This window comes from Marinobacter sp. DY40_1A1, assembly GCF_016597815.1.
Taxonomy (GTDB): domain Bacteria; phylum Pseudomonadota; class Gammaproteobacteria; order Pseudomonadales; family Oleiphilaceae; genus Marinobacter; species Marinobacter xiaoshiensis.
Genome location: NZ_VCHA01000005.1, coordinates 26,845 through 42,455 on the forward strand (window position 1 = coordinate 26,845; position 15,611 = coordinate 42,455).

General features: G+C 53.4%; 16 protein-coding genes. 15 read left to right on the plus strand and 1 reads right to left on the minus strand.

The window, feature by feature from the left end; all coding sequences use genetic code 11:
• Positions 1-82 precede the first annotated feature (82 nt).
• From accA to FFI61_RS13065, 15 genes are all read left to right on the plus strand, one after another.
• A complete protein-coding gene (gene accA, locus FFI61_RS12995; protein WP_200204157.1) occupies positions 83-1,036 on the plus strand; it encodes an acetyl-CoA carboxylase carboxyl transferase subunit alpha in 954 nt (317 codons plus the stop codon).
• A complete protein-coding gene (tilS, locus tag FFI61_RS13000; RefSeq protein WP_200370980.1) occupies positions 1,020-2,360 on the plus strand; it encodes a tRNA lysidine(34) synthetase TilS in 1,341 nt (446 codons plus the stop codon). Before accA ends, tilS begins: the two co-directional genes overlap by 17 nt.
• 87 nt (positions 2,361-2,447) lie before the next feature.
• Positions 2,448-4,076, plus strand: coding sequence for a CTP synthase (locus tag FFI61_RS13005; RefSeq protein ID WP_200370986.1), 1,629 nt, complete (start codon positions 2,448-2,450; stop codon positions 4,074-4,076).
• Positions 4,077-4,078: 2 nt separating this feature from the next.
• A complete protein-coding gene (gene kdsA / locus FFI61_RS13010) occupies positions 4,079-4,924 on the plus strand; it encodes a 3-deoxy-8-phosphooctulonate synthase (RefSeq protein ID WP_200370987.1) in 846 nt (281 codons plus the stop codon).
• A 195-nt stretch (positions 4,925-5,119) separates the two neighbouring features.
• The gene (gene eno / locus FFI61_RS13015; protein ID WP_200370988.1) at positions 5,120-6,415 is read left to right on the plus strand and encodes a phosphopyruvate hydratase; all 1,296 of its coding nucleotides are present in this window, start codon (positions 5,120-5,122) and stop codon (positions 6,413-6,415) included.
• 207 nt (positions 6,416-6,622) lie between these two features.
• Complete coding sequence (locus tag FFI61_RS13020; protein WP_200370989.1) at positions 6,623-6,895, plus strand: septum formation initiator family protein; 273 nt, start codon at positions 6,623-6,625, stop codon at positions 6,893-6,895.
• A gap of 150 nt (positions 6,896-7,045) precedes the next feature.
• Positions 7,046-7,747 carry a 2-C-methyl-D-erythritol 4-phosphate cytidylyltransferase gene (gene ispD, locus FFI61_RS13025; protein WP_200370990.1) on the plus strand — a complete coding sequence of 234 codons (702 nt, stop codon included), beginning with the start codon at positions 7,046-7,048 and terminating at the stop codon, positions 7,745-7,747.
• A gap of 26 nt (positions 7,748-7,773) precedes the next feature.
• On the plus strand, positions 7,774-8,253 hold the full coding sequence (gene ispF / locus FFI61_RS13030) for a 2-C-methyl-D-erythritol 2,4-cyclodiphosphate synthase (RefSeq protein WP_200204177.1): 480 nt from the start codon (positions 7,774-7,776) through the stop codon (positions 8,251-8,253).
• Positions 8,250-9,356, plus strand: coding sequence for a tRNA pseudouridine(13) synthase TruD (truD, locus tag FFI61_RS13035; protein WP_200370991.1), 1,107 nt, complete (start codon positions 8,250-8,252; stop codon positions 9,354-9,356). The genes ispF and truD overlap by 4 nt, the downstream gene beginning before the upstream one ends.
• Before the next feature lie 48 nt (positions 9,357-9,404).
• Positions 9,405-10,175: a 5'/3'-nucleotidase SurE gene (gene surE, locus FFI61_RS13040; RefSeq protein ID WP_200370993.1), complete on the plus strand. Its 771-nt coding sequence runs from the start codon at positions 9,405-9,407 to the stop codon at positions 10,173-10,175.
• Positions 10,176-10,198: 23 nt separating this feature from the next.
• Positions 10,199-10,828 carry a protein-L-isoaspartate(D-aspartate) O-methyltransferase gene (locus FFI61_RS13045; RefSeq protein ID WP_227714947.1) on the plus strand — a complete coding sequence of 210 codons (630 nt, stop codon included), beginning with the start codon at positions 10,199-10,201 and terminating at the stop codon, positions 10,826-10,828.
• Positions 10,829-10,902: 74 nt separating this feature from the next.
• The gene (locus tag FFI61_RS13050; protein ID WP_227714923.1) at positions 10,903-11,823 is read left to right on the plus strand and encodes a DUF368 domain-containing protein; all 921 of its coding nucleotides are present in this window, start codon (positions 10,903-10,905) and stop codon (positions 11,821-11,823) included.
• 305 nt (positions 11,824-12,128) lie between these two features.
• Entirely contained in the window at positions 12,129-12,929 is an 801-nt protein-coding gene (locus tag FFI61_RS13055) for a peptidoglycan DD-metalloendopeptidase family protein (RefSeq protein WP_413785038.1), read from the plus strand.
• Between the two features lie 152 nt (positions 12,930-13,081).
• On the plus strand, positions 13,082-14,095 hold the full coding sequence (gene rpoS, locus FFI61_RS13060; protein ID WP_200204186.1) for an RNA polymerase sigma factor RpoS: 1,014 nt from the start codon (positions 13,082-13,084) through the stop codon (positions 14,093-14,095).
• Between the two features lie 232 nt (positions 14,096-14,327).
• A complete protein-coding gene (locus FFI61_RS13065; protein ID WP_200204188.1) occupies positions 14,328-14,900 on the plus strand; it encodes a chalcone isomerase family protein in 573 nt (190 codons plus the stop codon).
• Between the two features lie 70 nt (positions 14,901-14,970).
• On the opposite strand, the gene nth is transcribed toward FFI61_RS13065, so the two are convergent.
• Complete coding sequence (gene nth / locus FFI61_RS13070; RefSeq protein ID WP_200370995.1) at positions 14,971-15,609, minus strand: endonuclease III; 639 nt, start codon at positions 15,607-15,609, stop codon at positions 14,971-14,973.
• Between the last annotated feature and the right edge of the window lie 2 nt (positions 15,610-15,611).

Sequence of the window (15,611 nt, forward strand, 5' to 3'; positions counted from 1 at the left end):
ATGAGCCGGGCACTGCTATCTTTGTACCAAATTCTGAATAGGCGGCGTGCTATCCCGCCTGGTAATAAAATGATGGAACATCATGAACCCTAATTATCTGGATTTCGAACAGCCGATTGCCGACCTGGAAGCCAAGATTGAAGAGCTTCGCATGGTGGGTAACGATACCGACATCAATATTTCTGACGAAATTACACGGCTGAAAAAGAAAAGTTTCAGCCTGACTGAGAACATATTTTCTGATTTGCATCCGTGGGATGTTGCCCGTCTTGCGAGGCACCCACGCCGGCCTTATACGCTGGATTACATCGAGATGGTCTTTGAAGATTTCGATGAACTCCACGGCGACCGCCGTTACGCAGATGACCAGGCCATTGTGGGCGGTACTGCACGCTTGAACGATAAACCTGTGATGGTTATCGGCCATCAGAAGGGGCGTGAAGTGCGGGATAAGGTGAAGCGCAACTTCGGAATGCCGCGCCCGGAAGGCTATCGCAAGGCCTTGCGTTTAATGGAAATGGCAGAGCGATTCAGAATGCCGATTCTCACGTTTATCGATACTCCGGGTGCCTATCCCGGTATCGGTGCCGAGGAGCGTGGTCAGAGTGAAGCCATTGCGTTTAACCTGGCGGTGATGTCCCGCCTCAAAACGCCTATCATTTCGACAGTCATCGGCGAAGGTGGTTCTGGCGGAGCGCTGGCCATCGGCGTATGCGATCAGTTGAATATGCTGCAATACTCAACCTATGCGGTGATCTCGCCGGAAGGCTGTGCCTCTATTTTGTGGAAGAGTGCGGAATTTGCCTCTCTCGCAGCAGAAGCCATGGGTGTGACTGCGGATCGCCTGAAAGATCTCGGGCTTGCGGACAATGTAATCACTGAGCCTCTGGGCGGTGCGCATCGTAACCCGGAAAAAATGGCTGAGGCCCTGCGTGAGACCCTGGCAAACGGGATGGCAGAGCTAAGTCGCTTGCCTTTGGATGAATTGGTCTCCCGGCGGTACGAGCGGTTAACCCGCTATGACACTGGGCGCTAAGCCCGCAATCGGGTACGCCTTTCCCGAGGCGTTGCTTGCGCCGGTTAAAGCCATTTCTGGCTACCGGCGTCTTTGGGTTGCCCTCAGTGGCGGCCTGGATTCCACCCTTCTTTTGCATCTTGCCGCACTCTGCCATTCCGGAGTGCGAGCGGTGCATATTAATCATCAGCTTCAGGCCAATGCTGGCGATATGGAAGTCTTTTGCCAGGAGCTCTGCGCCGGGTTGGGCATTCCTCTCACTGTTCAGCCTGTGTCGGTCAAACTCGGTGCCGGCCCTGGTGAGGGCCTTGAAGAGGCAGCACGTAAGGCCCGCTACAGTGTTTTTGAAACACTTCTTGAGCCTGATGATGTGTTGCTGATGGCCCATCATGGTGATGATCAGGCTGAAACAGTGCTGTTTCGAATGTTCCGTGGCAGTGGTGTTGCCGGTCTTGCAGGCATGCCTGAAGCCCGCCCCTTAGGCCAGGGCCGCCTTGCCAGGCCATTGCTGGGGGTCGAACGGTCGGAACTTGAGCTTCACGCTCGCCAGGCCGGACTTTCCTGGGTTGACGATCCCAGCAATACAGATCAGAAATTCGATCGAAACTTCATCCGTATCAGCATTCTTCCGGCATTAAAAAAGCGCTGGCCCGGGCTGAATCAGCGACTGCGGCACAGTGCGGGCGCTTGCTCGGAAAGTGATTTTTTGAACAAGCGGCTGGCGGAGTTGCAGTGGCAGTCACTGGGAGGACATAAGCGTCGCCTTCCGGTCGCGGGGTTAGGTGCGCTTACTCTGGCGGAACAGAAAAATCTTCTGCGTTGGTGGGTCCGGCGAGCCGGGTATGATGCCCCTTCAATAAGTGACTGGTCACAGGTGCTGGGCGATCTATTGCAGGCTGCAGAGGATCGGTCCCCGGAATTGCGGGCTGACAATTACAGCCTTAGACGTTTTCAGGGAGAGTTGTATTTGGTGCCTGAGGCCGCTGATTTGCCCCAGGAATCTGTAACGCTTCAACCTGGGCAGTCGGCGCAGTGGGGCGAGTGGACGATTCGTCTGATTCCCTCTTCTACAGCGAAAGCCGATGCGCCGCCAATACGAATATGTACGAGGCAGGGTGGAGAACGCATGCGTTTTTACGCTGGAGGCCAGTCAAAATCACTGAAAAAATGGCTGCAGGAACAGGCTGTTCCACCTTGGGAAAGGCTGCGCCTGCCCTTGATTTTCAGGGGTGTGGAGCCGGAAGAAGAACTCATCGCCATTGGCGATTTATGGTGTTCTGAACAATACTGCGGGAAGGCGCCGGCTGCAGGCTTGCAGCTGATTGTAGAGCGGGATTGTGATTGAGTCGCTGGGGGCTTTCTGGTAGTCTGGCGTCCCATCTTGAGATGACAATCTCCCTCCTTCACAGAACCTGACAATCATGGAATCTGCATGACGCGTTATATTTTCGTCACCGGCGGTGTTGTGTCCTCACTGGGGAAAGGAATCGCATCGGCCTCCCTGGCTGCGATCCTTGAGGCACGCGGCCTGAAGGTAACTATCCTCAAGCTGGACCCGTACATAAACGTTGACCCAGGCACCATGAGCCCGTTCCAGCACGGTGAAGTCTATGTCACCGAAGACGGCGCTGAAACCGACCTCGATCTTGGCCATTATGAGCGTTTTATTCGCACGCCCATGAGCCGCCGTAATAATTTTACGGCGGGCCGGGTGTACGAAGAGGTTATACGCAAAGAACGCCGCGGCGATTACCTTGGCGGTACCGTTCAGGTTATTCCCCATATCACCGACGAGATCAAGCGCCGTGTGGTAGAAGGTGCAGCCGGCGCGGATGTTGCTCTGGTTGAAGTGGGCGGTACTGTTGGTGATATTGAATCCCTGCCGTTTCTTGAAGCCTGCCGTCAGCTGAAGGTTGAAGTGGGCTCTGCCCGTGCGTTGTTTATGCACCTGACACTGGTGCCTTACATTGCCACCGCGGGCGAAATCAAAACCAAACCGACTCAGCACTCCGTGAAGGAAATGCGCTCTATCGGTTTGCAGCCAGACATTCTGCTGTGTCGTTCAGAGCATGAAGTGGACGCCAGCTCCCGCCGGAAAATCGCGCTGTTCACAAACGTGGAAGAGCGCGCTGTTATTCCGATGCGTGATGCAAAGTCCATCTACGCTATTCCCCGCATGCTGCACGAGCATGGCCTGGATCAGTTGGTTATTGATCATTTCAGGCTTGATGCACGGGAGGCGGACCTTAGTGATTGGGACGGTGTTGTCGAAGCACTGATGAATCCTGAGCAGGAAGTGACGATTGCCATGGTTGGCAAATACATGGAGCTGCTCGAGGCCTACAAATCACTGATCGAATCTCTGCTGCACGCCGGTATCAAAACCCGCACCAAGGTAAAGATCAATTACATTGATTCTGAAGACATCGAACGCGACGGCACTGCTGTGCTTGAGAGTGCCGATGCCATTCTGGTTCCCGGTGGTTTTGGTGAGCGTGGTGTGGAAGGCAAAATACGCACTGTGCAGTATGCCCGTGAGAACAAGGTTCCCTACTTGGGTATCTGCCTGGGTATGCAGGTGGCTGTTATCGAATACGCTCGTAACAAAGCCGGTCTGGTAGATGCCCACAGCACCGAATTCCGTGCGCACACACCAGAGCCCGTCGTAGGTCTCATCACCGAGTGGCTGGATGCGACCGGAGAGCGTGAAGAACGCTCAGACGACTCGGATCTTGGTGGCACCATGCGACTGGGTGCTCAGGATTGTGTGCTGACAGAGGGCTCGAACATTGCCAACTGCTACGGCAGAAGAACTATCCGCGAACGTCATCGCCACAGATATGAGGTGAACAATCACTTCCTGCCACAGCTCGAAGCCGCAGGTTTGGTTGTTTCCGGTCGTTCGACTGATGGTAAGTTGGTAGAAGTGGTAGAGGTGGCTGACCATCCCTGGTTTGTTGCTTGTCAGTTCCACCCGGAATTCACTTCGACACCCCGCGATGGCCATCCGTTGTTCAAGGGGTTCATTGAAGCAGCGCTGGCGAACCGCAAGGAATCCTGATCATGGCTCAGAGCACCGTTACTGTTGCTGATATCGACATCGCCAACGACAAGCCGTTCGTGCTGTTTGGTGGTATGAACGTTCTGGAATCCCGCGACCTGGCGTTTGAGGTTGCTGAAAAATACGTTGAGGTGTGCACCAAGCTGGGCATTCCTTATGTGTTCAAGGCCTCCTTTGATAAAGCTAACCGCTCTTCGGTTAACTCCTTCCGGGGGCCGGGTCTTGAGAAAGGCCTGCAGATTCTGGCCGATATCAAAAGCAAGTACGGTGTTCCGATTATTTCTGATGTTCACGAGCCAGAGCAGGCGGCGCCTGCTGCTGAGGTGTGTGACATCATTCAGCTGCCGGCTTTTTTGAGCCGTCAGACTGACCTGGTTGTTGCTATGGCAAAAACTGGTGCTGCAATTAACGTCAAGAAAGCTCAGTTTCTTGCGCCTCAGGAAATGAAGCACATCATCACCAAGTGTGCGGAAGCCGGAAACGACCGGGTTATCTTGTGCGAGCGGGGCAGCAGCTTCGGGTACAACAACCTTGTGGTCGATATGCTTGGCTTTGGCATCATGAAGTCGCTGAACGTGCCTGTGATGTTTGATGTGACTCATTCGCTTCAAATGCCAGGCGGCCGTTCAGATTCCGCCGGTGGTCGTCGTGCTCAGGTTACTGATCTGGCGTTGGCTGGCATGACTCAGGGCTTGGCGGGGCTGTTTCTTGAGGCTCACCCGAACCCGGACGAAGCCAAGTGCGATGGCCCTTGTGCGCTGCGCTTGAGCCAACTTGAGCCGTTCCTGCAGCGAGTTAAGGCTGTTGACGACCTTGTGAAGAGTTTTAAACCTATCGACACCGCCTGAATGGCGGTGTTCGTGTTTTAGCCTTGGTGGCACGAGCAAGCTGGTAGGGCCTTACGAAACACGCTGAGAATACGTCCATGTACGCTTGGCTACGCCATCCATGGCTTCGCACAGTTTCGTAAGGCCCTACCAGCTCGCTCTTGATCAAACCTTTATAAATGACCTTTGAAATTGTAAATCTGGAGACTTCCGAGAATGACCAAGATTGCCAACATTAAAGCCCGTGAGGTTATGGACTCCCGTGGGAACCCTACTGTCGAAGCAGACGTGATTCTGGAAGACGGTACCCTTGGCCGCGCTTGTGCACCCTCGGGCGCTTCCACCGGTTCTCGCGAAGCGCTGGAATTGCGCGATGGTGATGCGTCTCGTTACCTGGGTAAGGGCGTACTGAAGGCAGTTGCGGCTATTAACGGCAAGATCAACGATGCTCTGAAAGGCAAAGATGCTGCAGACCAGCGCGGGCTGGATAACATCATGTTGGAGCTCGACGGTACTGAAAACAAAGCCAATCTGGGTGCGAATGCCATTCTGGCGGTGTCGCTGGCAGCGGCAAAAGCGGCGGCTGAGTCTCTGGGCAAGCCACTTTATGAGCATATTGCAGACATCAACGGTACTTCCGGCAAGTTCAGCATGCCTGTGCCTATGATGAATATTCTGAACGGCGGCGAGCACGCGGATAACAACGTCGATATTCAGGAGTTTATGATTCAGCCAGTTACCGCCAAGAGTTTTTCAGAAGCTCTGCGCATCGGTGCTGAGATTTTCCATAGCCTGAAAAAGGTTCTGCAGGCCCAGGGCCTGAACACGGCTGTAGGCGATGAGGGCGGTTTTGCTCCTGACCTGCCGTCGAACGAAGCAGCCCTGGCTGTGATTAAAGAAGCCATTGAAAAGGCGGGCTACAAGCTGGGCACCGATATTACTCTTGCTCTGGACTGTGCTGCGTCTGAATTTTACAAGGATGGCCAGTACGTTCTGGCTGGAGAAGGCAAGAGCTTTGATTCTGAAGGCTTTGCTGACTATCTTGCTGGCCTGGCTGAGCGCTATCCTATCGTATCCATCGAAGATGGTATGGATGAGAGTGACTGGGACGGCTGGAAAGTGCTGACCGACAAGATCGGTGACAAGGTACAGCTGGTGGGTGATGATCTTTTTGTTACCAACACCAAGATTCTGAAGCGAGGCATCGACACAGGCGTAGGTAACTCTATCCTGATCAAGTTCAACCAGATTGGTAGCTTGAGCGAAACCCTGGATGCCATCAAAATGGCTCAGGATGCCGGCTTTACGGCGGTTATTTCTCACCGTTCTGGTGAAACCGAAGATACGACAATTGCGGATCTTGCAGTTGCTACCTGTGCCGGTCAGATCAAAACTGGCTCGCTTTGCCGTTCAGACCGGGTCGCCAAGTACAATCAGTTGCTGCGCATTGAGGAGGCCCTGGAAGGTAAGGCGCCTTATCGCGGGCTGGTAGAAATCAAAGGGCAAGGCTGAGCTATAGCCGCTTTTGGTTGTGTATAGCATCCTCGTAGTTTGAGGTGGCGAAAAGTTAAGGCCGTCGTGTTTTGAATGAAAATTCAGTCACGATGGCCTTTTTGCCCAATCGGTTAGAAGAACTTGTTGTGAATTTGCTCTAAGGTCTATACTTACCAACCGGTGTTGGTTTTTTGATCGTTTAACTCCTGAACGGAATCGGTATTAATGAAGTTGCTTTGGGCCCTCATGGTTGTTCTCATTCTCCTGCTGCAGGTGCGCCTGTGGATTGGGGAGGGCAGTTTTGCGCAGGTCTGGACGCTGGAAAAGTCGATTGCCGAGCAGCGGGAGGAGAATGCGGAGTTGTCCACTCGCAATGAGCGTCTGTATGCGGAGGTGCGTAACCTTCGTAATGAGCAGGGTGCTGTTGAAGAGCGGGCCCGGATGAATCTTGGGTTGATTCGTGATGATGAGACCTTTTTTCTTGTTGTTGAGCAGTAATTTTCGGGTTTGGAGTTCAGAGCGTCGGATAGGCCTTTTCCGGGAAACGCTACGAGCACATCCATGTGCGCTTGACGGTGGCCATCCTTGGCCACCGACATTCCCGGAAAAGGCCTATCCGCCACTCTCCAGGCATTGTGCGAAATTTCTATGACTTCTCCAAAACTCTGGTTGATTGTCCCAGCCGCAGGTATCGGTCAGCGGATGCGGGCCGAGTGTCCCAAGCAGTACCTCCGTATTAACAATCGCTTTATTCTCGACATCACCTTGTCACGCATTGTGGATTCCGGTTTTTTTGCCGGGTGCATGGTTCCGTTGAATGCAACGGATAGTTGGTGGCCTGAGTCTGATGCCAGTAAAGATGACCGTATTCAAACCTGTAGCGGCGGCGCGGAGCGGGCGGATTCTGTTCTTTCGGCACTGCACGCACTCAAGGAGCAGGTGGCTGCGGATGACTGGGTTCTGGTTCACGATGCAGCGCGTCCTTGTGTTCATCCGGCCGATCTTGCGAAGCTGGTTTCAACACTGGCGGATCATCCGGTGGGTGGTCTGCTGGCTGCGCCGGTTGCGGATACGCTTAAAAAGGCGGCGGCAGGCGATGTTCCTGAGGTTGTCGAGACCGTGGACCGCAGCCAACTTTGGCGAGCGTTAACGCCTCAGATGTTCCGTTATTCCATGCTGGTTTCGGCATTGGAGAGGGCACTGAAGGATAAACAGCCGGTTACGGATGAGTCCTCGGCTATGGAGTTTTCCGGTAATATGCCGGTTCTTGTGGAAGGTCGGCCGGATAATATCAAGATTACCGTGCCTGCTGACCTGGATCTTGCTGGCTTTATTCTCAGCCGGTTCTGAGTTTCTGGATTTTCCCGGAGTTGATTATGCGAATTGGTCAGGGCTTTGATGTTCATGCCTTCGGCGAGGGCGATGCCGTTATTATTGGTGGTGTTTCCATTCCTTACAGTCAGGGCCTGAAAGCCCATTCGGATGGGGATGTGTTGCTGCATGCTTTGGCAGATGCCCTGTTAGGAGCGGTTGCTCTGGGCGATATCGGGCATTTGTTTCCGGACACCAGTGCTGAGTGGGCGGGCGCAGATAGCCGCGATCTTTTGCGTCAGGTTATGGCTCGTGTCGCGGAGGAGGGGTTTAGTGTGCTGAACGTAGATACCACGATTATTGCGCAGGCACCCAAAATGGCGCCGCACATTGAGGCAATGCGTCTGAATATTGCGGATGACCTGGGCATCCCGGCCAGTCGTGTAAGCGTAAAGGCAACCACCAGTGAGAAGTTGGGATTTACCGGTCGGGGCGAAGGGATTGCTTGTCAGGCAGTGTGTCTGCTCGAGCCGGTGACGGTGTGAGTAAACCTGAAGCTAATGTAAAAAACTGGCGGCTGGACTGGCCAGTATCCGGTGGCGTGCGGGTAGCCCGTGCGCAGTTGAAAACCGTGCCGGAAGATTTTCGGGTTAGTGAGGTTTTGGAGGAGTTCCCGGAACAGGCGGAATCATCCGGTGTTTTAAGCGTTACTGGCGAAGGCGAGCACCTGTGTTTGCGTATCGAAAAAGTCGGTGACAACACGGAGTTTGTAGCAGGGGAGCTGGCCGCTCTCGCGGGCTGCCGTTCCTTCGATGTGGGGTTTTGCGGGCTTAAAGATCGCCACGCGGTAACCAGTCAATGGTTCAGCCTTTATCGTCCCGGTATGATGAGTGATGACATGGCTCTGATCGAACAGGTTTCAGAGCGCTGGTTGGTGAAATCGGCTCATCGCAGTGTGCGCAAGCTGCGCCGTGGTGATCATCAAGGTAACCACTTTGTGATTACACTCCGGCAGGTTAATGCTGATCGCGAGTGTGTTGAAGATGCGCTTGGCCGCCTGAAAGTTCAGGGCGCGCCAAACTACTTTGGGCCCCAGCGGTTTGGCTTTGCCGGCGGTAATCTGGATCGGGCGGTTCATATTGACCCTGCAGCATTGAATCGTGGTGGCGGGCAGGGGAAGCGCAGAGGTCGGGGGCGCGGCGCGGGCAAGTCAGGCGGTGGCAGAGACGACCGGAAAAACGTATTGTACTTTTCGGCCGCCCGATCCTGGTTGTTCAATGAAGTGCTCGCGGACCGGGTAGCAGAGGGAAGCTGGACAGTGCCTTTGCCAGGCGAGCCTTCGGAACACCCAACGGGCCCGTTGTGGGGCGATGGCGGAACTGGCGCCGGTGGTGAGGCAGAGCAGCGCGAGCGGGAAACCGTGGCCCAAACTCCTGAGTTGGCGTCTTTGTTTCTGGCCACTCGTATGAAGCCCGAGCGTCGACCGCTGGTCGCCATGGCAAAAGATTTGAGTTGGAACTGGCTCGATGATGGTGATTTGGAGCTGGATTTCTTTCTTGAACCAGGCCAGTACGCCACCACGGTTTTAGGTGATATTTTTGAGCTTGAGGACATGAGCCTCGGCCAACATAACAAACAACACGGCTAACCGTTGACGGTTGGTTAGTGTGCAGCTGGCAAATATCTGGAGTGTACTTTGCGTATTCTGTTGTCTAACGATGATGGTGTTCATTCACCGGGGCTTATTGCCCTGTATGAAGGCCTCAAAGGCTTGGGTGATCTTGCGGTAGTTGCACCGGACAGGGACCACAGTGGGGCGAGTAACGCTTTGACACTCAATCGCCCCCTTACGGTTGAGCGCCACCCCAATGGTTTTCGGTCAATCGATGGGACGCCCACAGATTGTGTGCATCTGGCGGTAAACGGGTTGTTCGATGAGCCTTTCGACCGGGTGGTTTCAGGTATAAACACCCACGCCAACCTGGGTGACGATATTATCTATTCAGGTACCGTGGCTGCCGCTACTGAAGGCCGTCATCTCGGTTTGCCTGCTATTGCGGTCTCTCTGGTTAGTGAGGGGCGTAATCATTACGACACAGCCGCCAGAGTTGTGCGCATGCTCCTTGAAAGCGAACGTCCTTTTGTTTTGGGGCCGCGCTCCATTCTGAATGTGAACGTGCCGGATCTGCCATGGGAAGAACTCTCGGGTTTCCGAGTCACCCGCCTGGGCGACCGGGAGCGAGCTGAGGGCGCTGTACCTATGACTTGCCCAAGGGGCAAGGAGCGTTACTGGATTGGTGCTGCGGGGAAGGGGGGTGATGCCGGCCCGGGAACCGATTTTTATGCCGTTGCGCAAGGTTACGTTTCTCTTACGCCAGTCCATATTGATATGACTCGCCATGAAACACTTGTGTCGCTCCGAACCTGGGTAGATTCGCTCCAGGCATCCATGGGGGATGATGTGTGAGTGGTGAGCTTCAGGGTATAGGGATGACGTCCCGGCGCACACGCATGCGTCTGGTTCAGCGCCTCAAGGAATCCGGTATCAGTTCTGATCGTGTGCTGGAAATAATGGGGCAGGTACCCCGTCATATCTTTCTCGATGAGGCATTGTCCCATCGTGCGTATGAAGACACAGCCCTGCCTATCGGCTATGGGCAAACGCTGTCGCAGCCCTACATCGTTGCTCGAATGACCGAGCTGCTTCTACGGCATGAGCCAGCCAGAGTGTTGGAACTGGGTACAGGGTCGGGCTATCAAACGGCGGTCTTGTCGCAATTGTTTGACCAGATTTACAGCGTTGAGCGGATCAAGCCGCTCCAGGATCGTGCCCGCGATCGGTTGCGGCAACTCAATATCCGGAATGTCATGCTCAAGCATGCAGACGGAGGTATGGGATGGCCAGATAGGGGGCCATTTGACGGCATTATTGTAACCGCTGCCCCTGTTGAGATCCCCCCAGAGCTTTTGGACCAGCTTGCTGACGGGGGAGTGCTGATAGCACCTGTCGGTGAAGAGCACCAGGTACTGGTTGAGGTGATACGCAAGGGGGATCAGTTTGAGCGGCGAGAGTTAGAACCTGTTCGCTTCGTGCCCTTGTTGGGTGGGGTTGTCCGTTGATCGATCAGCAACAGGAAGGCCAAGCAAAATGTTCGGCCCACACGCAACACCCCGCCTCAGTGTTTCTCAGAGGTATGGCGATGGGAGCGGCGGATATTGTTCCTGGTGTATCCGGGGGCACCGTGGCCTTCATAACCGGCATTTACTTCCGGCTTTTGGAGGCGATCAATGCTGTTCCGGGAGCTGTGTTCAGGGATCTGCTCCGGGGCAATGCAAGGTCCTTCTGGCAGGCTTGTGATGGCACTTTTCTCGCTACGCTGCTGCTGGGCATTCTTGTCAGCATTGTGACTATGGCCTCCGGGATCAGCTACATGCTGGCCGAGTATCCAATCCTGATCTGGAGCTTTTTCTTTGGGCTGATCGTTGCGTCTGTCTGGCACGTTGGGCGTCAGGCGAGGCATTATCGGGCATCGCTGGTCTGGCCCCTTGTGTTTGGTATTGCCGCCGCATGGTGGATCACAACCTTGTCTGCAGGACAGGTTAATCCATCGGCGCTGACGTTTTTCGCTGCTGGCGCTGTCGCGATATGCGCGATGATTCTGCCCGGCATTTCTGGCAGTTTCATTCTGGTTATTATCGGTATGTACGCTCCGGTTCTTGCGGCCATTAAATCCCTTGAGATCACCGTGTTGCTCTTGTTTATGGCAGGTTGTCTGGTGGGGCTCCTGTCTGTTGCAAGGCTCATCACATGGGCTTTCCACAATTACCACGACCATGTTTTGGCCTTGCTTACCGGTTTTATGATCGGCGCATTGAACAAAGTCTGGCCCTGGAAAGAAACGCTTAGCTGGCGAACCAACAGCTCGGGTGAGCAGGTGCCCTTGACTGAGGTCAGTATCAGCCCTTGGGAATTCCTTGATCTGACTGGCACAGACCCGCAGATTTTCATGGCTTTGGCAGCAGCCGCAACAGGCCTGGCGCTTGTTCTTCTGATTGAGTGGCTTGGAGGGCGTAAGCCGAAAACTGAACAAGTGTCAGGCGATCGCAGTTGTTAAGTCGTGTTACCTTTTCAGGCATGCTGTTGTTCCCGGCCGTAACAAAGGGCGGAGCAGGTAACAGAGATAGCCGGTAAGTAACTTGGAATTGATTTTAAAATGTGTAATAAATTAGCGAGTTACTTTTGAAACTTCAGGATCTTCTTTGATCAGATTCAGAGCCTGTAAAGATTATTCCTAACCGAGCTGGTGCTATTCCTGTGAGATCATTTCGTGGGTCAGCTAAAGCCGCACAGTCGGCTTCCCCGCGGTTCCTCGTTGGTGCCCAGTTTACCTTGTGGGTTTCTCAAAACAGTCGAACTTGCCTGTTCCTGTTAGGGCTCTTGTTGCTCTCGGGTGCCTTGTCTGGTTGTAATACCCAAGCCATTCATCAGGATGATATCTATAATCCTCCGGTGTATTGGGGGCGCCATGTTGTGCGCCCGGGCGAGACCTTGTACGGGATTGCCTGGACTTATGGTCGCGATTACCGCGAACTGGGAAGCGCCAATGGCATCAGTTCGCCCTGGACTATCCGTGCTGGGCAGGTGCTTCGCCTGGACCTTCGCGGTACAGCCCAACCCAGCAGCAATTCACGGGTAGCAACACAGCCAGCCAGACCAACTGCGACTACCTCGGCGGGGGCTTCTCGGGCAAAGCCCCCTGTGCCAACTCCTGCAAATACCCGGAAGCCTGCAGTTACTCGAAAGCCTGATACCTCTGCACCATTAGCGACACGAACCCAAACTGTGGCAGGTGTTTCATGGCGCTGGCCACACTCTGGCACCGTAATTGCAAGCTATTCAGCATCCGGAAAAGTCAACAAAGGCGTTGATATTGCAGGGAAAGCCGGGGATGCTGTTAGAGCTGCCGCAGATGGAAGTGTGGTCTATGCCGGCAATGGTTTGCTCGGATACGGCAATTTGATTATTGTGAATCATAACGAGCGTTATCTGAGTGCTTATGCTCACAACCGGAAGATACTGGTCAGCGAAGGAGAGGGTGTAAAAGCCGGGCAAGTCATAGCAGAGCTTGGTAGTAGTGGTGTAGATAGGCCCAAGTTACATTTTGAAATTCGTAAAAATGGAAACCCGGTTGATCCAGCACACTACCTTCCGCCGCGCTAGTGACAAATTCGGTGCGACAAATAACAAGAAAAGGTGGCTGTAGCTCATACAGGCCATTGAAGAAGTCCTGAAGAAATGCGAAGTATCCAATGCCCGCAATAAAAAGAAGTATCGGGCGAAAACCAGGATTGTTGAAAGGCGGGGTAAGAGATATGTCAGCAGAACAAGAAGATATCATTATTGATCGCATAACAGATGTTGATGGCTCTACAGACGTTGAAGACTCTGAGGAACAGCTTCTCGCAGAAGAAGAAAACGATAAGGTAGCTCCAGAAGCTACTGAAGTTGAAGGGAAGTTCTCTACCAAAGGTAGTTACTACAGTAATGCCTCCAAGCAGCTGGATCCTACACAGCTCTATCTTAACGAAATTGGTTTTTCACCACTCCTGACCCCGGAAGAAGAGGTCTACTTTGCACGCCTTGCGCGCAAAGGGGAGGAGTCCGGCCGTAAGCGAATGATTGAAAGTAACCTTCGGCTGGTTGTGAAAATAGCACGGCGCTATGTGAATCGCGGCCTGACCCTGCTTGACCTGATTGAGGAGGGTAACCTCGGCCTGATTCGTGCGGTTGAGAAGTTTGACCCGGAGCGAGGCTTCCGTTTCTCTACCTATGCAACATGGTGGATCCGTCAGACCATTGAGCGGGCCATTATGAATCAGACCCGCACCATCCGGTTGCCTATTCACGTGGTTAAAGAGCTAAACCTTTACCTGCGGGCGGCTCGAGAACTGACACAGAAGCTTGATCATGAGCCTACGGCTGAAGAAATTGCCCAGTTGGTCGGCAAACCAGTCAATGATGTAAAACGAATGCTTGGCCTGAATGAACGTGTTGCCTCCATGGATACACCCATTGGCCCTGGTGGCGAGAAATCCCTACTTGATACGGTTGCAGACGAAGGCGCGACTGACCCTGCTGATGTGTTGCAGGAAAATAACATGACCGCCTGCATTGGAAAGTGGATAGACCAGCTAAGCGAAAAGCAGCAGGAAGTGCTGTCCCGGCGATTTGGTCTTCGGGGTTACCCGGTTAGCACGTTGGAAGAGGTTGGTCAGGAAATTGGTCTGACCCGGGAGCGGGTTCGCCAGATTCAGGTAGAAGCATTGAGGCGTCTACGTGAAATCCTGGAAAAAGAAGGGCTCACAGGAAATCTGCTATTTAAATAGCCTTTCTGACGCAGCACCCTGAACGCCGGCCATGCATCATGGTCGGCGTTTTGTGTTTTACTGGCGCTGAAAAGTAGTTCTGCAAAAATAGCTCGCAAAAAGTAACCCTGCAAATGAGAACCAGGTGGCGCTTCACCTCGCGCGGTCGTTGGTAGAATAGCTGCGCCGGGGCTAAGGATTTGTACTTGGTGACGAATGAATTCTCATAATAATGACTGAAAAGGAAAGGACTATGAAAAAAGCGTTTTTGACAGGCTTTGCATCTCTTATGTTGGCGGCCACACTCTCAACACCTGTTGCAGCACTGACGGTTGGCGGTGTTGATGTTCCGGATACTTATACCGCTGGCAGTACTGAGCTGCAGTTGAACGGCGCGGGTACCCGGTCCAAGTTTTTCATGGATCTGTATGTAGGCAGCCTTTATGTGCCCCAGGCGCAGAATGATGGTACTGCCGTTGTTGAAGCGGATGAACCCCAGGCTATCACGCTGCACATTATCTCTGGCATGATCACCAGCGACCGCATGACTGAAGCAACCATGGAAGGCTTTGAGGCCTCAACAGATGGTGATATGTCATCGGTTAAAGCCGATATTGATCAGTTCATGTCTGTGTTCAAAGAAGAGATCAAAGAAGGTGATGTGTTTGATCTTGTCTATGTGCCTGGGGAAGGCGTTAAGGTACTGAAAAACGGCGAGCAAAAAGATACTGTGGGTGATCTGGCGTTCAAAAAGGCGTTGTTCGGTATCTGGTTATCGGATGCTCCCGCACAGAAGAGTCTGAAAAAAGAGATGCTCGGCAAGTAAGAGCAGAGCTACTTCAGCATCCCACTAAAAAGCCGGCAACTGCCGGCTTTTTAGTGTGCAAAATGACTGTTTACTGGTAGTCGTTTTTATCCTTGAACTCGCATAGATCCTCAATAATGCATGCGCCACATCTGGGCTTTCGCGCTACGCACGTGTAACGTCCATGCAGAATCAGCCAATGGTGGGCATCTAACAGGAACTCCTTGGGTACAAGCCGCATTAAACGCTTTTCCACTTCTAGTACGTTTTTACCCGGAGCGATACCCGTGCGATTGGATACCCGGAATATATGGGTATCGACAGCCATAGCCGGCTGCCCAAAAGCCGTGTTCAAAACTACGTTTGCCGTTTTTCGGCCAACACCGGGGAGGGCTTCAAGGTCCTCCCGGTTATCAGGGACAACGCTGTTGTGCTTCTCAACCAGTATGCGGCATGTCTTGATTACGTTTTCAGCTTTGGTGTTGAAGAGCCCGATGGTCTTGATGTATTCCTTCAAGCCATCCACGCCAAGCGCAAGTATCGCTTCGGGTGTATTGGCAACAGGGTAGAGTTTGTCTGTGGCCTTGTTTACGCCGACATCCGTTGCCTGGGCCGACAGAATGACGGCAATGAGCAGCTCAAACGGGTTGCTGTAGTTCAGCTCGGTTTCTGGTTTGGGGTTGGCATCCCGAAAGCGAGAGAATATTTCAATACGTTTTTCTTTATTCATGG